The organism is Streptomyces sp. BHT-5-2, assembly GCF_019774615.1.
GTDB lineage: Bacteria > Actinomycetota > Actinomycetes > Streptomycetales > Streptomycetaceae > Streptomyces.
Window position 1 is genome coordinate 1,098,784 of sequence record NZ_CP081496.1, and the last position, 25,193, is coordinate 1,123,976.

The following is a 25,193-nucleotide window of genomic DNA, read 5'->3' on the forward strand; positions in this document are numbered from 1 at the left end:
CCCTTGGCGAGACCGGAACCAGGAATGCCCACTTAGGAGATCACCACCTTGACGACGCCGGTGAGGGCGATCTGGACGAGCGCGAGCGGGATCAGGACCGTCCAGGCGAGCTTCTGCAACTGGTCCTCGCGCAGCCGCGGGTAGGTGACCCGCAGCCAGATGACGACGAAGGCGAGCGCCGCGGTCTTGACCAGCGTCCACAGCCAGCCCAGGCCGTCGGCGCCGAACGGGCCGTGCCAGCCGCCCAGGAAGAGGACCGCGGTCAGGGCGCTGAGCACGACGATGCCGGCGTACTCGGCGAGCAGGAAGAGCGCGAAGCGCAGCCCGGTGTACTCGGTGTACGCGCCGAAGATGATCTCCGAGTCGGCGACCGGCATGTCGAACGGCGGCCGTTGGAGCTCGGCGAGGCCGGCGGTGAAGAACACCACCCCGCCGATGATCTGCCACGGCACCCACCACCAGTGGAAGGCGTCGAGGATGCCGGGCAGCGAGAGGGTGCCGGCGGCCATCGCGACGGACGCGGCGGCCAGCAGCATCGGGAGTTCGTAGGCGAGCAGCTGCGCGGCCGTCCGCAGACCGCCGAGCAGGGAGAACTTGTTCGCCGACGCCCAGCCCGCCATCAGGGAGCCGAGCACGCCGACGCCCATCACGGCCAGCACGAAGAAGACGCCGGCGTCCAGGGCCTGCCCGACCGCGTTGCCCGGCCCGATCGGGATGGCGACCATGACCAGGAGGTACGGCAGCAGCGCGACCGCGGGCGCGAGTTGGAAGATCCGCCGGTCGGCGCCGGCCGGGACGACGTCCTCCTTCTGCGCGAACTTCACGCCGTCGGCGACCAGCTGCGCCCAGCCGTGGAAACCGCCGGCGTACATGGGACCGAGGCGGCCCTGCATATGGGCCATGACCTTGTGCTCGGTCTGGCCGATGACCAGCGGGAAGACCAGGAAGACGACGAAGACGGCGAGCAGGCGCAGCACCAGGGCGAGGGTGTCGCTCACGGGGTGTCGCCTCCTTCGTCTTCGGGCCGCCGGGCGGGCGGTCCGTCGGGCTCGGGGGCCGGCGCGGGCTCGGGGGCCGGCGCCGGCTTCCCGGCGGCTTCCGCTTCGTCGAAGGCCGGGCGGGCGTGGTGCCAGGGCGCATCGGCGGAGCGCGGGGGCGCGGCGGGCTCGGGCGCCGCCGGCCGGGCGGCCGCCTGCTGGCTGGCCGAGCCCTCGCTCACCGACCGGTTGCGACGGGGCGGGCGGTCCGGGCCCGCGGCGCGGGCCGGGCGTTCGGCCGGGGTGCCGGCCTCCGGCGCCTCGGCCGCGGACGGCTGCTGGCTCGCCGAGCCCGCGCTCGCGCTGCGGGTGCGGCGGGGCGGGCGCTCGCCGCCGGCGGCCGCCGCCCGCGCACCGCGGGCCGGCCGCGCCGGGGCGGGCGGCAACTGGCCCTTGAGCGGGCCCCACTCGTTGGGGTCGGGGACGCCCGGGGGCAGCATCTGCCGCCGCTTGGGCCCGCCGTGCTCCGATTCGCCCGGCTCCTTCGCACCGGGCCACGCCTTGGCGACCCGGGCCGCCAGGACGAAGTCCTTGCGCAGCGGATGGCCCTCGAACGCGTCCGGCAGCAGCAGCGGCACGAGGTGCGGGTGGCCGGTGAAGTCCACGCCGAACATCTCGTGGGTCTCCCGCTCGTGCCAGCCGGCGCCCGCGAACACGTCCACGGCGGTGGGCAGCGCGGGCGCGTCGTGCGGCACGGTGGTCCGCACGACCAGCCGGCGGACGGTGCCGGGGCGCGCCACATCGGCGAGATGGGCGCAGATCCGGAAGCCGGTGCCGGGCTCGTCGACGGCGCTCAGCCAGTCGAAGTAGGTGCAGCCGAGGGTGTCCCGGGCGGCGGTCAGCGCGGCGAGCCAGGCGTCCGCCGGGACGTCGACGGTCAGCAGGTCGTACGCCAGCTCGGCGGTGGCGCCGGTGCCGAAGAGCTCGGTGGCCGGGCCCGGCAGCCAACCGACGACCGGCTCGGCGGCCGCCCCGGTGCCCTGCCGGTCGGGCCGCTCGGGCTGTTCGGAGCGCTCGGGCTGCTCGGGCTGCTCGGTCATCGGGGGTCCTCCCCCGCCGTGCCGGACACGTCCGGCGCCGGGGCGGCCGGCGGCGGCACCAGGCCGCTGCGCAGCGCCGCGGCGGACGGCCGGGCGGCGCGCTGGTAGCGCTCGCCGAGCGACTCGCGGGCGATCTTCTCCTGGAGCTTGAGGATGCCCTGGAGCAGCGCCTCCGGGCGGGGCGGGCAGCCGGGGACGTAGACGTCCACCGGGATGATCTGGTCGACGCCCTTGGTCACCGCGTACGAGTCCCAGTACGGACCGCCGCAGTTGGAGCAGGCGCCGAAGGAGATGACGTACTTGGGCTCGGGCATCTGCTCGTAGAGCCGCTTGACGGCCGGGGCCATCTTGTCCGTCACCGTGCCGGAGACGACCATCAGGTCGGCCTGGCGCGGGCCGGGCGCGAACGGGATCACGCCGAGCCGGATGAAGTCGTGCCGGGCCATGGACGCGGCGATGAACTCGATGGCGCAGCAGGCCAGTCCGAAGTTGAAGACCCACAGGCTGTAGCGGCGGCCCCAGTTGAGGACCACCTTCATCGGTTCCGGCGCGAGCCGGGCCAGCGCGCCGAGGCGCCGCGGCTCCGGCAGGAACTCGGGGCCGGCGCTCCGGGGTGCGGCCTCGGAGCCGGCGGGGGCGGGGGTCACGTCCATTCCAGGACGCCCTTCTTGTACGCGTAGAGCAGGCCGACGGCGAGGAAGCCGAGGAAGACGAACATCTCCACCAGCGTCACCCCGCCGAAACCGGGCGCGGCGAAGACCGTCGCCCAGGGGAACAGGAAGATCGAGTCGACGGCGAAGACGACGTAGAGGAAGGCGTAGACGTAGTAGCGGACCTGGGTGTGCGCCCAGCCCTCGCCGACCGGGTCCACTCCGCACTCGTACGTCAGCAGCTTCTCGGGCGTGGGCACGACAGGTCGCAGCAGCCGCCCGGCCCCGAAGGCCACGGCGACGAACAGCACCCCGACCACGGCGATGATCCCGACGGCCGAATAGCCCTGGAAGTAGTCCGCGGCGACGGTGGTGCGTACGGTCGCATCCGGCACGTCCGCCCTCGCTCCCTGCCTGCGCTTCTTGAAACGACTTTTACACGATCTGTACGGACGGGAGTCTAGGCCCTGCCCGGGCCGCCCCGGGAAGCCGCGTGGGCCGCGACAGGCGGGGTTGTCCGTACTTCGCCCTACCTGGGTGGCCGGCAGCGTAGACGGACGGCTCGGTTGCGCTACCGGGCGTCTCAGGGCGCGGACGGAAATCGTCCGCCTGGTGGGATGCGGACGACGGGCGGGCGCCGCGTCCGGTGCGGTGCCGGGGCGGGTGCCGGGGGTCCGTCAGCGCAGCGGGCCGCCGTTGAACGGGGTCCGGGGGTCCGCCGGGGGCGGGGGCGCCTGGGGGTGGGGGTACGTCCGGGGGTGCACCGGGGGCGGCGGTGCGGCGGGAGGTTGGGGCCGGGGCTGCGGCCGGGCCTGGGCCTGGGGCTGGTGGGTGGGAGCCGGGGGCGGTGGGGGGCGGCGCCGGGACGGGTCACGGGAGACCGCGCGGTCCATCGTCTCGGCCGCGATCCGGGCCGCCGCCTCCTGCGTCCGGGCGCCCAGCAGCTCGGCGCGGATGGCGCCGCCCGCCGCCAGGTGACGGTCGTAGGGCAGCGGCAGCACCGCCGCGCCGCCGGCGCCCAGATGCGCGGCGGCCCTGCGGACGTCGACGCCGCTGTCCGGCGACGGGTGGGTGAGCACCACGACCGTCGTCGGCAGCAGTCCGGGGTGCAGACCGCCGACCCAGTCCAGTACGGAACGGGTGGCGGCCACCCCCTCCGGGGTCGCCGGGGTGACCAGGACGCGGGCCTGGGTCGTCACCAGCGCGGTGCGCGCCACCTCGGCGGGCAGCGTCTCGCAGTCCACCACCGTGGCGGCGAAGTGACGGCGCAACGAGGTCATCACCACGCGGTAGGTCTCCAGGTCCAGGCGGGTGCCGATGGCGCCCTGGCTGCCGGGCAGCAGCCAGCCGCCGCCGGTGAACGGCAGCAGATAGCCCGTCAGGTCGGTGATCAGCATCGACGGGTCGAGGATCTGCGCCAGGTCGCTGCCCGACCAGCGGACCTCGCGGGCACCGAGCCGGTGCGGGAGGGTGCCCAGCGCCGGGTCGGCCTCGACGGCGAGCACCGGGTCGGGGCGGTAGTGCGCGAAGGTCAGCGCGAGCAGGGCGGCGACGGTGGACTTGCCCGCGCCGCCGCGGATGCTGGACACCGCGATCTGCCGGCCGCTGGGGACCGGTTGCTGGATGGCGTGCGCGGCCTGGGTGAGGGCGGCGGTCTCGGCGGCCGGCGAGGACGCGAACACCCGGCGCAGGGCCCGGCCGGCACGCCGGGCCAGCGGGTCGCCGCGCCGTGGCCGGGGCTGCCCGTCGGCCAGCTCGGGCGGCAGCAGCGGTACGGAGACGGGCGTACGGGCCGGCAGCCCGGAACGCCCGTAGCGCCCGGAGGCGGGCGGAGGCTGGGCGGCCGCGGGGGCCGGAGGGATGGGTGAGGGGGGTGGGGCGGTCGGCGCGGATGGGGCAGCAGTTGGTGTGGGTGGTGCCGGAGGAGCCACAGGGGCTGCGGGGGCCGCAGGAGCAGGAGGAGAGGCGGCGGCCGTATACGTAGGAACCGGGTCGAACGGGGACGGTTCGGGCGCAGCGGGCATCGGCGTGGCGGGCATCGGCGTGGCAGGCATCGGCCCGGCCGCCGGCATCGGAACGGCATCCGGCAGCGCGCCCGGCACCGCACCGTTCACCGCCGCACCGCCCGGCCCGCTCGAACCGCCTGAACCGCCTGAACCGCCCCACCCGTCGGCCCCGGCGGAAACCGTCCCGCTCACCGCGTCCATCGCCGCACCGCCCACGCCTCCCGTGCCCTCCGTCGTCACCCGGCCCTCACCTCCGCCCTGTCTCGCGTTCCCCATGTCCGCCGTCCCGCCCGATCGTCCCGCCGCCACGTTCCAGAACTCCCGGGCCCGGCCGGAACGTTCCGGCGCCGGCCGGTCCGCACGCGATTCTTCACAGGCTCTCCCCTCAGGTGCCGCCGAGCAGCAGCCCGTAGAGGCCGAACGCGCCCAGGCCCACGGGGATCAGCGCCACCACGCTCACCGACTCCACACGGTCCAGCCAGCGCCGCAGCCGGCCGCGGAGCGGTTCCGGCGGGCGGACGGCGAGCGCCGCCACCGGCAGGGCGGCCAGCAGACCCAGCGCGGCCAGTGCGAGCGCGGGGCCCCCGCCGTCCGTCGCGCAGAGCAGAACCAGCCGTACGCAGACGGCCGTTCCGGCGGCGAGCAGGGCGATCACCTCGGCGGCCAGCGGGTAGGCGCGGGCCCGGGAGAACAGGACGACGGCGAGCAGCAGCGCCGTCAGCACCGTCCAGAGGCCGGGCCGGCCCGCCACGAGGACGCCGGCCGCGCCGGCCGAGGCGGCGGTCGCCACGGTGGCCGGGGCCAGCCCCCGGTGGGCGGTGGCCAGCGCGGCGGCCGCCCGGTGGTGGCCGACCGGGGTGCCGCCGACGTGCCGGTCGTCGAGCCCGGCCAGTCCGGCCGCGCGCAGAGCCAGGTGGGGCAGCGTCCCGAGGGCCAGTACGGAGAGGAAGCCGAGGGCGACGCCGGTGCGGACCGGGTCGGTCAGGGCGAGCAGGAGTTCCCAGGCGCCGACCGCGAGCGCGAGTGCGGCCGCGCCGGTGAGGCCGCCGCGGCCCAGGCCGGTGCGCAGGCCGAGCAGGGCCAGCGCGGCGGCCGCGGCGAGTCCGGTGGCGGCGAGCCGGGCGGCACCGCCGGGGGCCGCGTGCCAGGCGGCGAGGAGCCCGAGAGTGGTGCCGGTGAGCAGCAGGGCCGTGCCCGCGGCGCGCCGGGCGGGCGTGGCGGTGAGCGCCGCGCCGCCGCCCGCGGCCAGCAGGGCCGCGCCGCCCAGCCACGGGGCGGCGCCGGCCGCGTACCAGGTGGTGGCGGCGATCCCGGCGACGGCGGCGAGCAGCACGCTCGCGGCGGCCGCGGTCCGGGCGCGGCTGCGGTCGTCCCAGCGGAGGCCGCCGGCGGCGGGGAGGTCGGCCGGTCCGGTGGGCGCCATGGCGGGCCGCGCCGGGGCCGGGGGCCGGGGGCCGCCGTGCTGTCCGGGGCCCGTGTCCGCGCCCGGCGTCGCATTCGTCATGTCCACGCGGCCGTTCTGCACCGCAACACCATACGGTCCCGGCGCCGCCCCCTGTCCACGGTGTCCCGCGGCAATCCGGGCCCGGTGGACGGGAGGTGGGGGAAACCCCCGGCCCGTCACCCGACGAACCCCATGGCAGACCGGCGCGGACCCCGGCAAGCTGGGGCGTATGACGGAAAGTTCCCAGCTCACCGCAGACGCCGACGACGACGGAGTCTCCCTCCCGCCGCCCCGGGCACCCCTCGACGCCTGGACCTGGCGGGAGATCGGCTATCTGCTGGCCAACCTCCCGCTGACCGTGACGGCGTTCGCGGTGCTGGTGGTGTGGCTGACGCTGGGGCTGGGGCTCTCCGTCACGGTCGTCGGACTGCCGCTGCTGGCCGCGGGCCTGACGGTCTGCCGGCTCTACGGGCGGCTGGAGCGGGCCCGGGCGCGGGCCTGGCTCGGGGTGAAGGTGGCCGAACCGAGCCCGCTGCGGAGTCACGAGCACGGGTTCCTCGGGTGGTTGTGGCCGCGGCTGAAGGACCCGGTGGCGTGGCGGCACGCGCTGTTCGCGGTGGTCCGGCTGCCGTGGGGCGTCCTCACCTTCTCGATCGTGCTGGTCTCGCTGTTCGTGGGGTGGCCGGTGCTGCCGTGGGTGGCGCGCCGACTGGCCGACGTGGACCGGGCCCTGGTGCGCGGCCTGCTGTCGCCCTCCGACGAGCTGGAGCGGCGGATCGCCGAGCTGGAGTCGGACCGCAGGGTGGTCACCGACACCGCGGCCGCCGATCTGCGGCGGATCGAACGGGATCTGCACGACGGGGCGCAGGCCCGGCTGGTGGCGCTCGCCATGGGGCTCGGCCTGGCGAAGGAGAAGCTGGCGGAGGGCACGGCCGACGAGACCGTGGCGCGGATGGTCGACGAGGCGCACGGCGAGGTGAAGATCGCGCTCCAGGAGCTGCGGGACCTGGCCCGCGGCATCCACCCGGCGATCCTCACCGACCGCGGGCTGGGCCCGGCGCTGGCGTCGCTGGCCGGCCGCTGCACGGTGCCGGTCACCACGTCCGTGGACCTGGCCGAGCGGCCCGCGCCGGCCATCGAGGGCATCGCCTACTTCACCGTCTCCGAGCTGCTGCAGAACGTCGCCAAGCACAGCGGGGCGCGGCAGGCGTCGGTGGAGGTGTGGCAGACCCGGGGACGGCTGCTGCTGCAGGTGCAGGACGACGGGCGGGGCGGAGCCCGGCTCGACGGCGGCAGCGGGATGGCCGGGCTCGCGGACCGGCTGGGGGCGGTGGACGGGCTGTTCGTGCTGGACTCGCCGGCGGGCGGGCCGACCCGGGTGACGGCGGAGGTGCCGTGGCGGCCGCGGTCGCAGCCGGGGGCGGGCCGCCGTCCCGGCGGCCGGGGCGCGACCGGGCACTGAAGACCGCGGCCCGGCTCCCGAGGTGGGGAAAACCCCCGGCGGAAGACTGCGAGCAGCCTCATGGCACCGGCCGCGCCGGTCGCCGAACCTGGAGCGTGCCGGCGTGCGTCGGCACCCGACGCCCTGCGGAACGAAACGGACGACGAGCCATGGACACCGCTTACACCGCGTACCCCGCCCACCCCCCGCGGTCCCGCCGCCACCGGGTGCCCGCGGGGCTGCGCGCCCCCTTCTCGGCGCGCACCTGGCGGGAGTTCCTGCACCTGTTCCTGGGCCTCCCGGTGGCCGGTGTGACGTTCGCCTACGCGGTCACCGTGGTGTCGGTGAGCGCCGGGCTGCTGATCACGTTCCTGGGCATCCCGCTGCTGGCCGGGGGGCTGGCCGGGGCCCGGGGGCTGGGCGTCGTGGAGCGGGCCCGGGCGCGGGCGCTGCTGGGGCTGGACGTGGCCGCCCCGGAGCCGCTGCGGCCCGCGAAGCCGGGGCTGATGCCGTGGGTCGCGGCGATGCTCAGGAACGGGGCGTCCTGGCGGCATCTGCTCTACGGGTTCCTGCACTTCCCGTGGGCGCTGTTCGCGTTCGTCCTCTCGGTGACGTTCTGGTCGCTGGCCTGGGCGATGCTCGTTTTCCCGCTCTACTACTGGCTGCTGCCCCGGTACGCCGCGCTGCCCGGCATCCGGTTGTGGGGGGACGACGGCGCCGTCCTCTACGTGAGCCCGGCGGTGACGGCCGGCGTGACCGGCGTGCTCGGGCTGCTGGCGGTGCTGGCCGGGCCGTGGGTGATCCGCGGGCTGGCGGCGGTGGACGGGCTGCTGGTGCGCGGGCTGCTGGGGCCGTCGCCGCTGGCGACCCGGGTCGGCGAGCTGGAGTCGGACCGCGGGGTGGTGGCCGACACCGCCGCCGCCGATCTGCGGCGGATCGAGCGGGATCTGCACGACGGCGCGCAGGCCCGGCTGGTGGCGCTGGCGATGGACCTGGGGACGGCGAAGGAGCGGCTGGCGGAGGGCACGGCCGACGAGACCGTGGCGCGGATGGTCGACGAGGCGCACGGCGAGGTGAAGATCGCGCTCCAGGAGCTGCGGGACCTGGCCCGCGGCATCCACCCGGCGATCCTCACCGACCGCGGGCTGGGCCCGGCGCTGGCGTCGCTGGCCGGCCGCTGCCCGGTGCCGGTGACGGTCGAGGTGGACCTGGCCCGCCGCCCGGCCCCGGCCATCGAGGGCATCGCCTACTTCACCGTCTCCGAGCTGCTGCAGAACGTCGCCGAGCACAGCGGGGCGCGGCACGCGTCGGTGGACGTCTGGTGCACCGGGCAGATGCTGATGCTGACGGTGTCGGACGACGGCCGGGGCGGTGCGAGCACCGGGGCCGGCGGCGGGCTGGCCGGGCTCGCCGAGCGGCTGGGCTCCGTCGACGGCCTGCTCGTGGTGGACTCCCCGGCCGGCGGTCCCACCACCGTGACCGCCGAGCTGCCCTGGCGCGGCTGACCGCGCCGGCCGCTCCCGTTCACCCCCGGCCCCCGTCCCGTTGCCCCCGCCGCCCGTTCCCGTTCCGCCCCGCGCCCGCCCGTCCCGGTCCGGATGCTGGAATGCTGGGGACCGGCAGGCCGGACCGCAGGAGCACGGGGGAAGGACGTCGTGGGCGACGTGGTGGACAGGGTGAGCGCAGTGGACGCAGGGGACCGGGTGCGGGTGGTCATCGCCGAGGACTCGGTGCTGCTGCGGGAGGGTCTGACCCGGTTGCTGACCGACCGCGGCCACGACGTCGTGGCGGGCGTGGGCGACGGCGAGGCGCTGGTGCGGACCGTCGCCGAACTGGCCGGCGCGGGCACCCCGCCGGACGTGGTGGTGGCGGACGTCCGGATGCCGCCCACCCACACCGACGAGGGCGTCCGGGCCGCGCTGCGGCTGCGCCGGGACCACCCCGGGGTCGCGGTGCTGGTGCTGTCGCAGTACGTCGAGGAGCAGTACGCGACCGAGCTGCTGGCCGGGTCGAGCCGGGGCATCGGCTATCTGCTGAAGGACCGGGTCGCCGAGGTGCGGGAGTTCGTGGACGCGGTGGTCCGGGTGGCCCGCGGCGGCACCGCGCTGGACCCGGAGGTGGTGGCGCAGCTGCTGGGCCGCAGCCGCAAGCAGGACGTGCTGGCGCACCTGACGCCGCGCGAGCGCGAGGTGCTGGGGCTGATGGCCGAGGGGCGGACCAACGCGGCGATCGCCCGCCGGCTGGTGGTCAGCGACGGCGCGGTGGAGAAGCACGTCAGCAACATCTTCCTGAAGCTGGGGCTGACGCCGAGTGACGGGGATCACCGCAGGGTGCTCGCGGTCCTCACCTATCTCGAATCCTGACGACCTGACACTCTGTCAGATATGTGCGGTACCCGGATTCACCGGCGGTCCGGGGCCGGGTCGTAGAACGATGGTCCTAGCACCAATGGACGAGGCCGGTGCGTCATGAGACAGGGGTGACGGGGGCAGTGATTCGATGACAAACCATGACAGAACGGTGTCTCATCTCGACGTCCAGCATGTGACCGGACCAGGGAAGGGCACCCTTACCCAAGTACGATGGTTATGGGACAACCGGTCGGTACGACCCGTCCCACGCCCTGCGTCCGGCGGGGACGCCGCACCCCTTGAGGGAGGTCCGAAGCAGTGACCAGCCAGGTCAGTAGCACAGCCGAGCAGGCCGACGGAGCGCTAGTCGGGGAACAGCGCACGTCCGGCGACGGCGGCCCGGGCAAGGAAGTCCGGCGCCTGGACCGGGTGATCATCCGGTTCGCCGGCGACTCCGGTGACGGTATGCAGCTCACCGGTGACCGTTTCACGTCCGAGACGGCGTCGTTCGGCAACGACCTGTCGACGCTGCCGAACTTCCCGGCCGAGATCCGGGCCCCCGCCGGAACCCTCCCGGGCGTCTCCAGCTTCCAGCTGCACTTCGCCGACCACGACATCCTCACGCCCGGCGACGCGCCGAACGTCCTGGTCGCGATGAACCCGGCCGCCCTGAAGGCCAACATCGGCGACGTGCCGCGCGGCGCGGAGATCATCGTCAACACCGACGAGTTCACCAAGCGCCCGATGGCCAAGGTCGGCTACGACAGCAATCCGCTGGAGGACGGCTCGCTGTCGGCGTACCACGTCCACCCGGTGCCGCTGACGACGCTGACCATCGAGGCGCTCAAGGACTTCGGGCTCTCCCGGAAGGAGGCCGAGCGCAGCAAGAACATGTTCGCGCTGGGCCTGCTGTCGTGGATGTACCACCGGCCGACCGAGGGGACGGAGAAGTTCCTGCGGGCGAAGTTCGCCAAGAAGCCGGACATCGCCGAGGCCAACGTCACGGCGTTCCGGGCGGGTTGGAACTTCGGCGAGACCACCGAGGACTTCGCCACGTCCTACGAGGTCGCGCCGGCCACCACGGCCTTCCCGACCGGCACCTACCGCAACATCTCCGGCAACCTCGCGCTGGCCTACGGGCTGATCGCCGCCTCCGAGCAGGCCGATCTGCCGCTGTACCTCGGCTCGTACCCGATCACGCCGGCCTCGGACATCCTGCACGAGCTGTCCCGGCACAAGAACTTCGGCGTGCGGACGTTCCAGGCGGAGGACGAGATCGCGGGCATCGGCGCGGCGCTGGGCGCGGCGTTCGGCGGCTCGCTGGCGGTGACGACGACCTCCGGCCCGGGTGTGGCGCTGAAGTCCGAGACCATCGGCCTGGCCGTGAGCCTGGAACTCCCGCTGCTGATCGTGGACATCCAGCGCGGCGGTCCCTCGACCGGTCTGCCGACCAAGACCGAGCAGGCCGACCTGCTACAGGCGATGTACGGCCGCAACGGTGAGGCGCCGGTGCCGATCGTGGCGCCGCGGACGCCCGCCGACTGCTTCGACGCGGCGCTGGACGCGGCCCGGATCGCGCTCACCTACCGCACCCCGGTCTTCCTGCTCTCCGACGGCTATCTGGCCAACGGCTCGGAGCCCTGGCGGATCCCCGAGGTCGACGAACTGCCCGATCTGCGCGTGCGGTTCGCCGGTGCCCCCAACCACGAGCTGGCGGACGGCACCGAGGTGTTCTGGCCCTACAAGCGCGATCCCGAGACCCTGGCCCGCCCCTGGGCCGTCCCCGGCACGCCCGGCCTGGAGCACCGCATCGGCGGCATCGAGAAGCAGGACGGCACCGGCAACATCTCCTACGACCCGGCCAACCACGACTTCATGGTCCGCACCCGCCAGGCCAAGGTGGACGGCGTCACCGTCCCCGACGTCGAGGTGGACGACCCGGTGGACGAGACCGGACAGGGCGCGAGCACCCTCGTCCTGGGCTGGGGCTCGACGTACGGGCCGATCACCGCGGCGGTCCGGCGGGTCCGCGGCGCGGGGCAGCGCATCGCCCAGGCGCATCTGCGCCACCTCAACCCCTTCCCCGGGAATCTGGGCGAGGTCCTGGCGCGTTACGACAAGGTGGTCGTGCCGGAGATGAACCTCGGCCAGCTCGCCACCCTGCTGCGCGCGCGGTACCTCGTCGACGCGCACTCGCACACCCAGGTCAGCGGGATGCCGTTCAAGGCCGAGCAGCTCGCGCAGGTCCTCAAGGAGGCCATCAATGACTGACACGGTCTCGGAGCGGTCCGCGCAGATCGAGGCGCTCTCCCTGGTGCCCAAGGCCACGGCGAAGCAGTCCATGAAGGACTTCAAGTCCGACCAGGAGGTCCGCTGGTGCCCCGGCTGCGGTGACTACGCCGTCCTCGCCGCCGTCCAGGGCTTCATGCCGGAGCTAGGCCTGGCCAAGGAGAACATCGTCTTCGTCTCCGGCATCGGCTGCTCCTCCCGCTTCCCGTACTACATGAACACCTACGGGATGCACTCCATCCACGGCCGCGCCCCGGCCATCGCCACCGGGCTCGCGTCCTCGCGCCGCGACCTGTCGGTCTGGGTCGTCACCGGCGACGGCGACGCCCTCTCCATCGGCGGCAACCACCTCATCCACGCCCTGCGCCGCAACGTCAACCTCAAGATCCTGCTGTTCAACAACCGGATCTACGGGCTGACCAAGGGCCAGTACAGCCCCACCTCCGAGGTCGGCAAGATCACCAAGTCGACGCCGATGGGCTCGCTGGACGCCCCGTTCAACCCGGTCTCGCTGGCGCTCGGCGCCGAGGCGACCTTCGTGGCCCGCACCGTCGACTCCGACCGCAAGCACCTCACCTCGGTGCTGCGCGCGGCCGCCGCCCACCCCGGCACGGCACTGGTGGAGATCTACCAGAACTGCAACATCTTCAACGACGGCGCCTTCGAGGCCCTCAAGGACAAGGAGCAGGCCCAGGAGGCGGTGATCCGGCTGGAGCACGGGCAGCCGATCCGGTTCGGCACCCCCGCACCGGACGGCCTCGGCTCCAAGGGCGTGGTCCGCGACGCGGCCACCGGCGACCTCAAGGTCGTCGACGTCACCGAGGAGGGCACCGACGGCGTCCTGGTGCACGACGCCCACACCCCCTCCCCCACCACGGCGTTCGCCCTCTCCCGCCTCGCCGACCCCGACACCCTCCACCGCACCCCGATCGGCGTCCTGCGCGACGTCGAACGCCCCGTCTACGACACGTTGATGTCCGAGCAACTGGACACCGCCGTCGAGCAGAAGGGCAAGGGCGACCTCTCCGCCCTGCTGACCGGCAACGACACCTGGACGGTCGTCGGCTAGCCGCCCCGGCCGGAAATTCCTCCGCGGGTGTCCGCGGGAGCGCCGCACGGTGCTCCCGCGGACACCCGCGTGTGCGTGGTGGGCCGGGAGCCGGGGAGCGGGCGGGCGGCGGTCCGCCCCCGCTCGCGCGCCGGGCGCCGTTCTTCACCCCGGTGTCATGACCGTTATGCGGAACGGACATGACAGCCGGGGTGGACGGCGCTACGTTGCCACAGCATCGACCGCGCACGACCAGGAGGGCCCCTTGCCGTCTCGAACCGACCAGCGCGCCGGCCTCGCCTACGGCGTCGCCGCCTACACCATGTGGGGCCTGCTGCCGCTGTACTGGCACCTGCTGGACGCCGCCGCACCGTCCGAGATCCTGGCCCACCGCATGCTGTGGTCGCTGCCGGTCGCGCTGGTCATCCTGGCCGTGCTGCGCCGCTGGTCCTGGATACGCCCGCTGCTGCTGCGGCAGCCAGGGGGTCCCCCCGGCGTTGGCTGGGGGAGGCTCGGACTGGTCCTGATCTGCGCCACGGTGATCTCGCTGAACTGGTTCCTCTACATCTGGGCGGTCAACGCCGGGCACGTCCTGGAAGCCTCGCTGGGGTACTTCATCAACCCTCTGGTGAGCATCGCGTTCGGGGTGCTGGTGCTGCGCGAGCGGCTGCGGCCGCTGCAGTGGGCCGCGGTGGGCGTCGGCGCCCTGGCCGTCGTCGTGATGACCGTCGCCTACGGGCGGATGCCCTGGATCGCCCTCGGGCTGGCCCTGTCGTTCGCCACCTACGGGCTGGTGAAGAAGGGCATCGGACTCGACGGCATCGAGGGCTTCAGCGCCGAGACCGCCCTGCAGGCGCTGCCGGCGCTGGGTTTTCTGATCTACCTCGGGGTGCACGGCGAGTCCGCCTTCGTCACCGGCGGGACGGGGCAGGCGCTGCTGCTCGCGGCCTGCGGCATCGCGACCGCGGTGCCGCTGATCTGCTTCGGCGCCTCGGCGGTGCGGCTGCCGCTGACCACCCTCGGGATGTTGCAGTACCTGGCGCCGACCTTCCAGTTCCTGCTGGGCCTGACGGTCTTCCACGAGGAGATGCCGCCGGAGCGCTGGGCGGGCTTCGCGCTGGTGTGGGCGGCGCTGGCCGTGCTGACCTGGGACGCGCTGCGGACCGCCCGGCGGGCGCGGAGCGAGCTGGCCGCCGCCGGGGCGCGGGCCGGCGAGGCGGCCGCGGCCATGGGGGCACCTCCCTGTTCGAGCGGAGCCGAGAACTTGGGGGCGGCAGCGACGGCGGACCCGGAGGCCGCCCGGGGGCCCGTCAGGCCGTGATGTCGCGGGTGGTGAACCGCGCCCAGGCCGCCGACCCGAACACCGCCGCGTAGAGCGCCTGGAGGCCGAGGTTCCGCAGGATCCCGTCGACGTAGACGGGGTCGCGGAGCAGGTCCGCGAAGGACAGCCAGTAGTGCGGGAAGAGATACGGCTGGACGGCCTGGAGCTGCGGTATGCCGTCCAGGATCTGGGCGGTGAGCACCAGCCCGACGGTGGTGGCCATCGCGGCGATGCCGCTGTCGGTGAGCGTGGAGACGAACAGGCCGAGGGCCGCCACCCCGAGCAGGGAGAACGCCACCACGCCCGCCACGGCCAGCGCCCGCAGCAGCCCCTCGCCGAAGGATATGGACGTGCCCGACAGCAGCGTCACCCGGCCCAGCGGGAACAGCAGCGCACCGGTGACCAGTGCGGAGAGCGCCACGACGAGCGTGCCCGCCAGGCAGAACACCACGACCGTGGCGAACTTGGCGCGCAGCAGGCGGGCGCGGCCGGCCGGGGCGACGAGGAGGTAGCGCAGCGTCCCGGTGTGCGCCTCGCCGGCGAGGGAGTCGCCGGCGATCACCCCGACGGCCATCGGCAGGAACACCGGCAGCGTCACGGCGAGGGCGGTGAAGACCAGGAAGAGGCCGTTGCCGGCGATCCCGGCGAGGAACGCCGGGCCGCGGCCGTCGTCGCCCGGGCCGCCGTGCCGCCCGGTCTGGATCCGGACGGCCACGCCGACCAGCACCGGGACGCCCGCGAGCACGGCCAGCAGCACCAGGGTGCGCCAGCGCCGGAAGGTGACGGCGATCTCGCTGCGCAGCAGGTCCGGCGACCACCACGACGCCCGGGAGCGGGACGCGCGGTCCGAGTGGGACGCGTCGGGCGCCTGGGGGGCCGCGGGTGCCTTGGACGTCCAGGGTCTCCGGGGTGCTCGGGGCGCCCGGGGCCCCTCGGGTGCCGGTTCGGCCGGCGGCCGGCTCTCAGCCCGCGACATCGAATCCCTCCCCGGTGAGCCGGACGAAGACGTCCTCCAGCGACGGCCGTTCGGTGCCCAGGGCCCGGACCCGGACCCCGGCGCGGACCAGTGCGGCGTTCAGCTCCGCCGGGTCCGGCGGCGGGCCGTCCGGCGCTGCCGCGGGCAGCTCGCCGGTGACCCGGTCGCCGTCGGCCCGCAGACCGGTCAGCCCGTGCTCCGTCAGGACCCGCACCGCGTCGGCCGGATCGGGGGTGGTCACCGCCAGCCGGCCGTGGCCGCCCGGGCCGAGGACCGCGGCGGTGAGGCCGGCGACCGGCCCCTGGGTGACCAGCCGGCCGCGGGCCATCACCGCGGCGTGCGTGCAGACCTGCTCGATCTCGTCGAGGAGGTGGGAGGAGAGGAAGACGGTGGTGCCGTCCGCCGCCAGCTCCCGCACCAGGGTGCGGATCTCCCGCATGCCCTGCGGGTCCAGGCCGTTGGTCGGCTCGTCCAGCACCAGCAGCTCGCGGGGCCGGAGCAGGGCGGCGGCCAGCCCCAGCCGCTGCTTCATGCCGAGGGAGTAGGTGCGCGCCTTCCTGTCCGCCGCGGCTGCCAGGCCCACCCGCGTGAGCGCCCGGCCGACCCGCTCGGTGCGGGTGCGCGGCTCGGCGGTCGGGTCGGCGGCGTCGAACCGCCGGAGGTTGTCCCGCCCGCTGAGGAAGCCGTAGAGCGCCGGGCCCTCGATGAGTGCGCCGACCTCGGGGAGCACCTGGCGGGCCGCGCCGGGCATCGGCCGGCCCAGCACCCGCGCCGTGCCGGCGGTCGGCTCGATCAGGCCCATCAGCATCCGGATGGTGGTGGTCTTGCCGGAGCCGTTGGGGCCGAGGAAGCCGAAGACGCTGCCACGCGGCACGGCGAGGTCGAGCCCGTCGACGGCGGGGCGGCCGCCGCGGTACGCCTTGGTCAGCCCCCGGGTCTCGATCACCCGGTGCTCGCCGGCGGGCGCCGCGCTTCCGTCGTCCGCGGCGGGTGGTGGTGACACGGTCTCCCCCCAACTCATGGCGTCCGCCGGCCCGTCGGGGCCGTACGGCCGGGCGCGCGGACCCGCGGGCCGGGCCGCGCCGCTCCCCGGCGGAGGTGCGGCGCGGCCCGGCCGCCGGCCGTGGCCCCTTGCTTCCGCTGCTTCCGCGCGGCGGCTACTTCTTCGCGGCGTCGGCCGCGGCTATCAGCGCCTGCTGGTCGACGGCACCGACGTAGACCCTGCCGTCGTCGGTGATCAGGGCGTTGACCAGGCGGGTGCTGAAGACGTGGCCGGAGCCGAACCCACCGGACACCTTGCTGCCCAGGCTGTCCAGGAACTTGCCGGCGTCGCCCTTGGCGAGCTGGTCCTTGCCGCCGGGACCACCGGGGGCCTTGAGGGCGGCAACGGACGTCCAGCCCTTGCCGAGCACCTCCAACCCGCCGGCGCCCTTCGGGCCCTGGTGGTCCTTGAAGCCGGGGAGACCACCGAAGCCGTCGAGACCCTTGCGGCCTTCGCCCTTGCCGTGCGCGGCCCGGTCGCCGTCCACCACCTTGGCGCCCTTGGGCGGGGTGAAGGCGAAGGTGTCCGCGGCCGGACGGGCGAAGTCGACGCGGGTGTAGCCGACGTCGACCGCGGCCGGGCCGCCGCTCTTCGGGGTGAGGGTGAACTTCAGCGGGACGCCGTTGGCGGCGTCCACCGCGACCCGGATCGAACCGACCGTGGAGGCGGACTGCTTCGGCTTGATGACGAGCTGGTACGCGTCCCGTCCGGCGACCCTGGCGGTGTCGCCGACGGTCACCGAGGTGGTGTCCCCGGCCGCCTTCAGGACCTCCTTGGCCAGTTCCTGCGGGGTGGCGTTCTGCAGGCCCTGGGGCACTCCCTCGGGCGCGCCGCGGTGCGTGCCGCGGCGGGCGTCCTTGGGGGCGGTGTGGTGCACGGCGCTGTTGCTGCCGCTGTCGTACGCCCAGACGTCCTTGCCGTTGTGGACGAGGGTGTAGTCGGCGGACTTGCCGACGATCGAGACCCGCTGCTTGTCGGGGCCGTCGGCGGCGACCCGCAGGGTGTGCGTGCCGGCCGCCAGCTCGGTCAGCTTGCTCTGCGGCGACGCGGCGGCGCCCGCGCCGTCCCCGCCCTGTCCGCCGCCGAAGGCTCCGGCGCCCGCGCCGCCCGGCAGGGCGGGCAGGCCGAGGTCGGTGGTGACCTGGACCGTGCCGGACAGCTGCTGGACGTCGGACTTGGCGATCTTCGCTATCAGGTCCTGGGCGGAGATCTTCGGCAGGTCGGGAGAACCGGATCCGGCGAACGCCGGGACCAACCCGATCGTCGCGGCCGTCACCCCCGCCACCGCGACCGGCACGGCGTACCGCACCGCCTTACGGCGCCGTGCGGTGCGCCCCCCGTCCCGCTCCTCGGTGACCTCGGTCGGTTCGTTCCGTGGCATCTGGCCTACCTCCGTCGTGTGCGGCGGTCCTGCGTCGTCCACTTGTCCACCCGCCGGACCATCATGGCCCGCCCCGCCGCCTCGTGGTGCTTTCCATCTCACCAAATGACGCGGCCTCCGGCGTCAACCCGCAGGGCCAACTCCGCGTACTGCTGAGGGATGACACCCCGCCGCGGATCGGCCGGACCCGTACTCCGACGGTCGCACCGCCCCGAGGGGAAGCCCTAGGGCCTGTCGGGGAGACGTGGGGGAAACCCCGGGCCTCCGGCCCCGTCCTCGGCTTCGCCCCGGCCTCCGGCCCCGCTCAGCGTGCCCGGTGCACCACCGCGTCGCACAGCTCTTCCAGCGCCGTCTTCGCCATGCACGCCGGCAGCGGCGCCAGCGTCGCGCGGGCGTCCTCGGCGTAGCGCACGGTGTCCCGGCGGGCCTGCTCCAGCGCCGGGTGGGCGCGCAGCCCGGCGAGCGCCTCGGCGTGCCGGGCGTCGTCGGTGAGGTCGCCGGCCAGCAGCTCGCACAGGGCGCGGTCCTCGGCGGTGCCGGCGCTGCTCTCGGCGAGCGCGCGCAGCCGCAGCACGGGCAGCGTCGCGACACCCTCGCGCAGGTCCGTGCCGGGCGTCTTGCCGGACTCGTGCGAGTCGCTGGCGATGTCCAGGACATCGTCGGCCAGCTGGAAGGCGGTGCCCAGCCGCTCGCCGTACTGGGTGAGGATGTTGACGGTGGTCTCGTCGGCGCCCGACATCATCGCGCCGAAGCGGCAGGCGACGGCCACCAGCGAACCGGTCTTGCCCGCGAGGACGTCGAGGTAGTGGTCGACGGGGTCGCGGCCGTCGCGCGGTCCGGCGGTCTCCAGGATCTGACCGGTCACCAGGCGCTCGAACGCCTCGGCCTGGATCCGGACGGCCTCCGGCCCGAGGTCGGCGAGGATGTGCGAGGCGCGGGCGAAGAGGAAGTCACCGGTCAGCACCGCGACGGAGTTGCCCCAGCGGGCGTTGGCGCTGGCCACCCCGCGGCGCACACCGGCCTCGTCCATCACGTCGTCGTGGTAGAGCGTCGCCAGGTGCGTGAGCTCCACGACGACGGCCGAGGGCACCACACCCGGGCTGTAGGGGTCGCCGAACTGGGCGGCCAGCATCACCAGCAGCGGCCGGAACCGCTTGCCCCCGGCACGCACCAGATGCTGCGCGGCCTCGGTGATGAACGGCACGTCGCTCTTGGTGGATTCCAGCAGGCCCTCCTCGACAGCCGCCAATCCGGCCTGGACATCGGCTTCGAGAGCCTTGTCCCGCACGCTCAGCCCAATGGGCCCGACGACGGTCACGAGGGGTACTCCTGTCTGCTGACGATCAAACCGAATGTCGATCTGTCGCTGTCTCCACCATTGGCCAGCGTATCCGGTCACGGTTGGATCACCACGAGCGCCCGCCCCCCGAACCACTCGGCCAGCACAGAACCCGCCCCGAGGCCAGGTTCCCGCTCGCCGCCGGGCGCGGCTTTCCCTGAAAGCGGTGGGGCGGCAGTGACGTGAGATACCTCAAAAGACCCCTGGCGTCACAGCGGTGACCGGCGCGCCGCGCACCCGGCAGGGACTGCCGGGTTCCGTCGGTGAGACGGTGCCGTTCACGGGACGGTTCACTCTCCCCGGTGGACGAGCAGGCAACGCACCGTTCGACCGCGCCGCCCGACGCGCCCGCCGGGACCGAATTACGCGTTACGGCAAGGTATTTACCGTATGCGGCGGCCGGTGCGCCGCACGCCGCCGCCCCGCGCGGCGGCCTCCCGGCCCGGGGCCGCCCGTTCCGGCCGAGGACCGCCCCCCACGTGATCGCCGGCGGTCGTACCCTGATCGACGGACCCGCCGGCCCACGGCCCCCGCTCTCCACCCGGTCCGAGCAGGGGCGCTCCCCGTGGCCGGCCGCCCACCGGCGACGACGAACGCGAGGAGCAGTGTCCATGCCCGAGCACAGCCCGTTCGACCTGGCAGAAGGCGACCCCTTCGGCCCGCACACCCTCCCCTACGGCGTCTTCAGCACCGCCGAGGCGCCCGGCCTGCGCCGGCTCGGCGTCCGCTACGGCCGTCATGTCCTCGACCTGGCCGCCCTGCCGGACGCCCTGCCCGGCAGCGCCGCCGCGCCACACGCCGCACTGCTCACCGCCGCCACCCTCAACCCCCTGCTGGCCGCCGGCCGCCCCGTGTGGCAGCAGGTCCGCGCGGCCGTCCGCAGCGCGCTGACCGACCCCGCGCACCGCACCGCGGTGGCCCCGCTGCTGCGCCCGCTGGACGACGTCACCCTGCATCTGCCCTTCGAGGTCGCCGACTACGTCGACTTCTACTCCAGCGAGCACCATGCCACCAACGTCGGCCGGATCTTCCGTCCCGACGGCGCCGCCCTGCCGCCCAACTGGAAGCACCTGCCGATCGGTTACCACGGCCGGGCCGGCACCGTCGTCGTCTCCGGCACCCCCGTGGTGCGGCCGCACGGCCAGCGCAAGTCCCCGGCCGATCCGGCGCCGGTCTTCGGCCCGTCCACCCGCCTGGACATCGAGGCGGAGGTCGGCTTCGTCGTCGGCACCCCCTCCACGCTGCACACACCGGTCGGCCTGTCCGCGTTCCGGGAGCACGTCTTCGGCGTCTGCCTGGTCAACGACTGGTCGGCGCGCGACATCCAGGCGTGGGAGTACCTCCCGCTCGGCCCGTTCCTCGGCAAGTCCTTCGCGACCTCCGTCTCCGCCTGGGTCACCCCGCTGGACGCCTTCGACGCCTCCCGGACGGCGCCGCCCGCCCGGGACGTGCCGCCGCTGCCGTACCTCGACGACAGCGCCGCCGAACCGGGCGGCCTCGACCTGCGGATCGAGGTGCGGCTCAACGGCGAGGTGATCTCCCGCCCGCCGTTCGCCGCGATGTACTGGACGGCCGCCCAGCAGCTGGCCCACATGACCGTCAACGGCGCCTCGCTGCGCACCGGCGACCTCTACGCCTCCGGCACCGTCTCGGGCCCCGAACCCGACCAGCTCGGCTGCCTGCTGGAGCTCACCCAGGGCAAGGGCCCCTACCTCCAGGACGGCGACGAGGTCACCCTCACCGCCTGGGCGCCCGGCCCGGACGGCGCCCGGATCGGCCTCGGCGAGGTCGCCGGCCGGGTGCTGCCCGCCGCGGCACCGGCCGACGGCGCCCCGGCATGACCCGGTCCGCGGCGGGCAGCGGGCCCCGCCGCCCGCCCCCGTCCGCCGCGGCCCGCTGCTAGCCTCGCGTCACCTGTCCCACAACGGAGGAGACGCACGTGCGCAAGGCAGCGCAGTTCGCCGGGGCGGCCGCCGTCGCCGCGCTGCTGCTCAGCGGCTGCGGAAGCAGCGGCGGCAGCGGCGGCAAGGACGCGAGCACCCCCGGCAGGACGCCGGAGGCCGCCCCGTCGACCGCGGGCGGCGGCGACGGCAAGGCCGCGGACCCCACCGCCGTGGAGGGCGCCTGGAAGGGCGGCACGACGGCCGCGCCGCTGGTCCTGGTGGTCGCCAAGGGCACCGTCGCGTTCAGCAACGGCCACCGGTCCGCCTGCATGGGCAAGGCCGAGAAGATGGCCGGCATGACCATGGCCGTCCTCAAGTGCACCGACGGCGACACCACCCGCACCATGGGCACCCTCAAGCCCGGCGCGGACGGCAGGACGCTGACCGTCGACTGGAAGAACGGCCCGACCGAGAAGTACACCCGGACCGACGACGGCAGCATCAAGATCCCGGACCTGCCCAAGCTGCCGGACCTGCCCAAGAGCTGACCGCGCCGCGGAACGCACGACGGCCGCCGCCCGGCTCCCCCTCGGGGGCACCGGGCGGCGGCCGTGCGTCGCGGCCGGGTCGGCCGGTCAGCGGATGAAGACCCCCGCGTGCCCGGCCAGATCGAGGAAGTACTGCGGTGCCACGCCCAGCACCAGCGTGGCCGCGACGCCGACCGCGATGGCGGTGGACGTCAGGACGCTGGGCACCGCGACCGTCGGGCCGTCCGCCTTCGGCTCGCTGAAGAACATCAGCACGATCACCCGGATGTAGAAGAACGCCGCGATCGCCGAGGAGATCACACCGATCACCACCAGCCAGCCCGCGCCGCTCTCCGCCGCCGCCTTGAACACCGCGAACTTCCCGGCGAACCCGGACGTCAGCGGAATGCCCGCGAAGGCCAGCAGGAACACCGCGAAGACCGCGGCCACCAGGGGCGAACGCCGCCCGAGCCCGGCCCACTTGGACAGGTGGGTGGCCTCGCCGCCGGCGTCCCGGACCAGCGTCACCACGGCGAACGCGCCGAGCGTGACGAAGGAGTACGCCGCCAGATAGAAGAGCACCGAGGAGATGCCGTCCTCGCTGGTGGCGATGACACCGGCGAGGATGAAGCCGGCGTGCGCGATCGAGGAGTACGCCAGCAGCCGCTTGATGTCGGTCTGGGTGATGGCCAGCACCGCGCCACCCAGCATCGTCACGATCGCCACGCCCCACATCACCGGCCGCCAGTCCCAGCGCATCCCCGGCAGGACGACGTACAGCAGGCGCAGCAGCGCGCCGAACGCGGCGACCTTGGTGGCGGCCGCCATGAAGCCCGTCACCGGCGTCGGGGCGCCTTGGTAGACGTCCGGCGTCCACATGTGGAAGGGCACCGCGCCGACCTTGAACAGCAGGCCCATCAGCACCAGCGCCCCGCCGATCAGCAGCAGCGCGTCGTTGCCCATCGTGCCGGCCAGCGCCGGGTCGATCTGCCGGGCGCCGTCCGAGACGACCTCGGCGATCCCGGCGTAGCCCACGGTGCCGGCGTAGCCGTAGAGCAGGGCCACGCCGAACAGCAGGAAGGCCGAGGAGAAGGCGCCGAGGAGGAAGTACTTCACCGCGGCCTCCTGGGAGAGCAGCCGCTGGCGGCGGGCCAGCGCACACAGGAGGTACAGCGGGAGGGAGAAGACCTCCAGCGCGATGAAGAGCGTCAGCAGGTCGTTGGCGGCGGGGAAGACCAGCATGCCGCCGACCGCGAAGAGCAGCACCGGGAAGACCTCGGTGGTGGTGAACCCGGCCTTGACCGCGGCCCGTTCGGCCTCGCCGCCGGGGACGGCCGCGGGCTGCGCGGCGAAGGAGTCCACGGGCTTCCCGTGGGCCGCCGGGTCCAGCCGGCGCTCGGCGAAGGTGAAGACCGCGATCAGCGACACCAGCAGGATCGTGCCCTGGAGGAACAGCGCCGGACCGTCCACCGCGATCGCGCCCATCGCGGCCACATGCGCCTTGGCCGAGCCGAAGCCGCCCGCCGCCAGGCCGATCACCGCGGCGAACGCGGCGGCCAGCGCCACCACCGTCAGCAGCAGCTGGGCGTAGTAGCGGCCGCGGCGCGGCAGGAACGCCTCGATCACGATGCCGACGACCGCGGCACCGAGGACGATGAGCGTCGGCGACAGCTGGACGTATTCGATCTTCGGGGCCGGGATCCTGCCCGGCGCCCCGGCCGCCGCCGTCCACAGGCTGTGGACACTTGCCACGGAACTCACTTCGCGGCCTCCCCGTCTTGGGTCTGCGCGGTCCGGCCGTGCCGGCCTCCGCCGGGCACGGCGTCCACCCGCACGGTGGGCTTGGGATCCTGCTTGTCCACGACGGACATGGTGTGCCGGACCGCAGGGTTGACGATGTCGGTGAGCGGCTTGGGATACACCCCGAGGAAGATCAGCAGCGCGATCAGCGGGGCGACCACCACCAGCTCCCGCACCCTGAGGTCGGGCATCCCGGTGACCTCCGCCCTGACCGGGCCGGTCATCGTCCGCTGGTAGAGGACGAGGACGTAGAGCGCGGCCAGCACGATGCCGACGGTGCCGATGATCCCGATCACCGGATAGCGGCTGAACGTGCCGACCAGGACCAGGAATTCACTGACGAAGGGGGCCAGGCCGGGCAGCGACAGGGTGGCCAGACCGCCGACGAGGAAGGTGCCGGCGAGCACCGGGGCGACCTTCTGCACCCCGCCGAAGTCCGCGATCAGGCGCGAGCCGCGGCGGCTGATCAGGAAGCCGGCGACCAGCATCAGCGCGGCGGTGGAGATGCCGTGGTTGACCATGTAGAGCGTCGCGCCGCCCTGGCCCTGGGTCGTCATCGCGAAGATGCCCAGGATGATGAAGCCGAAGTGGGAGATCGAGGCGTAGGCGATCAGCCGCTTGATGTCCCGCTGGCCGACCGCGAGCAGCGCGCCGTAGACGATGCTGATCAGCGCCAGCACCAGGATGACCGGGGTGGCCCAGCTGCTGGCCTCCGGGAAGAGCTGGAGGCAGAAGCGCAGCATCGCGAAGGTGCCGACCTTGTCGACGACCGCGGTGATCAGCACCGCGACCGGGGAGGTCGCCTCGCCCATGGCGTTGGGCAGCCAGGTGTGCAGCGGCCACAGCGGCGCCTTCACCGCGAAGGCGAAGAAGAAGCCGAGGAAGAGCAGCCGCTCGGTGCCGGTGTCCAGGCGCAGCGCGCCGGATGCCCGGGCGTCGACGATCTGCGTCAGCGAGAAGGTGCCGGTGCCCAGATGGTGCGCGGTGGCGGCGTACAGCCCGATCACCGCGGCCAGCATGATCAGGCCGCCGACGAGGTTGTAGAGCAGGAACTTCACCGCAGCGTACGACCGCTGGGCGGCGGCGTGCTGCTCGCCGCGGCCGCCGGCGCGGTCCCCGAAGCCGCCGATGAGGAAGTACATCGGGATCAGCATGGCTTCGAAGAAGAGGTAGAAGAGGAAGACGTCGGTGGCCTCGAAGGAGAGCACCACCATCGCCTCGACGGCCAGGATCAGCGCGAAGAAGCCCTGGGTGGGGCGCCAGCGTCGGTTCGGCTCGGCCCCTTCCAGGGGGTCGGCGTCGTGCCAGCCCGCCAGGATGACGAACGGGATCAGCAGCGCGGTCAGGGCGATCAGCGCGACCGCGATGCCGTCCACACCGAGGTCGTACCGGACGCCGAAGTCCCGGATCCAGGCGTGGGATTCGGTGAGCTGGAACGGCCCCCGGGCACCCGGGTCGAAGCGCACCGCGACCAGCACCGCCAGCGCCAGGGTGGCCAGCGAGAACAGCAGCGCCAGCCACTTGGCGGCGGCGCGCCTGGCGGCGGGCACCGCGGCGGTGGCGACCGCACCGATCGCCGGCACCGCGGCGGTGGCCGTCAACAGGGGAAACGACATGG

20 protein-coding genes are annotated in these 25,193 nt (G+C 74.2%); 8 read left to right on the forward strand and 12 right to left on the reverse strand.

All coding sequences use genetic code 11. The annotated features are described in order from the left end of the window. Positions 1 to 32: 32 nt before the first annotated feature. The 6 genes from K2224_RS04765 to K2224_RS04790 all read right to left on the reverse strand — a co-directional run bounded on the left by K2224_RS04765 (position 33) and on the right by K2224_RS04790 (position 6,258). A complete protein-coding gene (locus K2224_RS04765; protein WP_221905393.1) occupies positions 33 to 998 on the reverse strand; it encodes a complex I subunit 1 family protein in 966 nt (321 codons plus the stop codon). Beyond that, on the reverse strand, positions 995 to 2,077 hold the full coding sequence (locus K2224_RS04770; protein ID WP_221905394.1) for an NADH-quinone oxidoreductase subunit C: 1,083 nt from the start codon (positions 2,075 to 2,077) through the stop codon (positions 995 to 997). Before K2224_RS04770 ends, K2224_RS04765 begins: the two co-directional genes overlap by 4 nt. Then, complete coding sequence (locus K2224_RS04775) at positions 2,074 to 2,730, reverse strand: NADH-quinone oxidoreductase subunit B (protein WP_221905395.1); 657 nt, start codon at positions 2,728 to 2,730, stop codon at positions 2,074 to 2,076. The genes K2224_RS04770 and K2224_RS04775 overlap by 4 nt, the downstream gene beginning before the upstream one ends. After that, on the reverse strand, positions 2,721 to 3,122 hold the full coding sequence (locus K2224_RS04780) for an NADH-quinone oxidoreductase subunit A (protein ID WP_221905396.1): 402 nt from the start codon (positions 3,120 to 3,122) through the stop codon (positions 2,721 to 2,723). Before K2224_RS04780 ends, K2224_RS04775 begins: the two co-directional genes overlap by 10 nt. A gap of 282 nt (positions 3,123 to 3,404) precedes the next feature. Next, positions 3,405 to 4,658, reverse strand: coding sequence for a hypothetical protein (locus K2224_RS41290; protein WP_313904750.1), 1,254 nt, complete (start codon positions 4,656 to 4,658; stop codon positions 3,405 to 3,407). Positions 4,659 to 5,118: 460 nt separating this feature from the next. Beyond that, positions 5,119 to 6,258 (reverse strand): secretion protein snm4, encoded by a 1,140-nt coding sequence (locus K2224_RS04790; RefSeq protein WP_221905397.1) that lies wholly within the window; start codon positions 6,256 to 6,258, stop codon positions 5,119 to 5,121. 148 nt (positions 6,259 to 6,406) lie between these two features. Between K2224_RS04790 and K2224_RS04795 the strand changes: the two genes are divergently transcribed. The 6 genes from K2224_RS04795 to rarD all read left to right on the forward strand — a co-directional run bounded on the left by K2224_RS04795 (position 6,407) and on the right by rarD (position 14,627). Beyond that, positions 6,407 to 7,639, forward strand: a complete 1,233-nt coding sequence (locus K2224_RS04795) for a sensor histidine kinase (RefSeq protein WP_221905398.1) — start codon at positions 6,407 to 6,409, stop codon at positions 7,637 to 7,639. Positions 7,640 to 7,788: 149 nt separating this feature from the next. Beyond that, positions 7,789 to 9,123 (forward strand): sensor histidine kinase, encoded by a 1,335-nt coding sequence (locus K2224_RS04800; protein WP_221905399.1) that lies wholly within the window; start codon positions 7,789 to 7,791, stop codon positions 9,121 to 9,123. 198 nt (positions 9,124 to 9,321) lie between these two features. Further along, on the forward strand, positions 9,322 to 9,981 hold the full coding sequence (locus tag K2224_RS04805; protein ID WP_221909434.1) for a response regulator transcription factor: 660 nt from the start codon (positions 9,322 to 9,324) through the stop codon (positions 9,979 to 9,981). Between the two features lie 306 nt (positions 9,982 to 10,287). Then, a complete protein-coding gene (locus K2224_RS04810; RefSeq protein WP_221905400.1) occupies positions 10,288 to 12,240 on the forward strand; it encodes a 2-oxoacid:acceptor oxidoreductase subunit alpha in 1,953 nt (650 codons plus the stop codon). Next, on the forward strand, positions 12,233 to 13,327 hold the full coding sequence (locus K2224_RS04815; RefSeq protein ID WP_221905401.1) for a 2-oxoacid:ferredoxin oxidoreductase subunit beta: 1,095 nt from the start codon (positions 12,233 to 12,235) through the stop codon (positions 13,325 to 13,327). The genes K2224_RS04810 and K2224_RS04815 overlap by 8 nt, the downstream gene beginning before the upstream one ends. A gap of 244 nt (positions 13,328 to 13,571) precedes the next feature. Next, positions 13,572 to 14,627, forward strand: coding sequence for an EamA family transporter RarD (gene rarD / locus K2224_RS04820; RefSeq protein ID WP_221905402.1), 1,056 nt, complete (start codon positions 13,572 to 13,574; stop codon positions 14,625 to 14,627). On the opposite strand, the gene K2224_RS04825 is transcribed toward rarD, so the two are convergent. The 4 genes from K2224_RS04825 to K2224_RS04840 form a co-directional block, all read right to left on the reverse strand. Then, positions 14,617 to 15,603 carry an ABC transporter permease gene (locus K2224_RS04825; RefSeq protein WP_221905403.1) on the reverse strand — a complete coding sequence of 329 codons (987 nt, stop codon included), beginning with the start codon at positions 15,601 to 15,603 and terminating at the stop codon, positions 14,617 to 14,619. The genes rarD and K2224_RS04825 overlap by 11 nt on opposite strands. Beyond that, on the reverse strand, positions 15,590 to 16,624 hold the full coding sequence (locus K2224_RS04830) for an ABC transporter ATP-binding protein (protein WP_398202331.1): 1,035 nt from the start codon (positions 16,622 to 16,624) through the stop codon (positions 15,590 to 15,592). Before K2224_RS04830 ends, K2224_RS04825 begins: the two co-directional genes overlap by 14 nt. A gap of 136 nt (positions 16,625 to 16,760) precedes the next feature. Beyond that, positions 16,761 to 18,026, reverse strand: a complete 1,266-nt coding sequence (locus K2224_RS04835) for a DUF2092 domain-containing protein (RefSeq protein ID WP_221905405.1) — start codon at positions 18,024 to 18,026, stop codon at positions 16,761 to 16,763. A gap of 304 nt (positions 18,027 to 18,330) precedes the next feature. Next, complete coding sequence (locus tag K2224_RS04840) at positions 18,331 to 19,344, reverse strand: polyprenyl synthetase family protein (protein ID WP_221905406.1); 1,014 nt, start codon at positions 19,342 to 19,344, stop codon at positions 18,331 to 18,333. Positions 19,345 to 19,976: 632 nt separating this feature from the next. On the opposite strand from K2224_RS04840, the gene fahA reads away from it, so the two are divergent. Together fahA and K2224_RS04850 are read left to right on the forward strand one after the other, a co-directional pair. Then, the gene (fahA, locus tag K2224_RS04845) at positions 19,977 to 21,206 is read left to right on the forward strand and encodes a fumarylacetoacetase (RefSeq protein ID WP_221905407.1); all 1,230 of its coding nucleotides are present in this window, start codon (positions 19,977 to 19,979) and stop codon (positions 21,204 to 21,206) included. Between the two features lie 98 nt (positions 21,207 to 21,304). After that, complete coding sequence (locus K2224_RS04850) at positions 21,305 to 21,796, forward strand: hypothetical protein (protein WP_221905408.1); 492 nt, start codon at positions 21,305 to 21,307, stop codon at positions 21,794 to 21,796. Between the two features lie 87 nt (positions 21,797 to 21,883). Here K2224_RS04850 and nuoN read toward each other — a convergent pair whose 3' ends face one another. Together nuoN and K2224_RS04860 are read right to left on the reverse strand one after the other, a co-directional pair. Beyond that, positions 21,884 to 23,536: an NADH-quinone oxidoreductase subunit NuoN gene (nuoN, locus tag K2224_RS04855; RefSeq protein WP_221905409.1), complete on the reverse strand. Its 1,653-nt coding sequence runs from the start codon at positions 23,534 to 23,536 to the stop codon at positions 21,884 to 21,886. Beyond that, on the reverse strand, positions 23,533 to 25,191 hold the full coding sequence (locus K2224_RS04860) for an NADH-quinone oxidoreductase subunit M (protein WP_221905410.1): 1,659 nt from the start codon (positions 25,189 to 25,191) through the stop codon (positions 23,533 to 23,535). Before K2224_RS04860 ends, nuoN begins: the two co-directional genes overlap by 4 nt. Positions 25,192 to 25,193 lie beyond the last annotated feature (2 nt).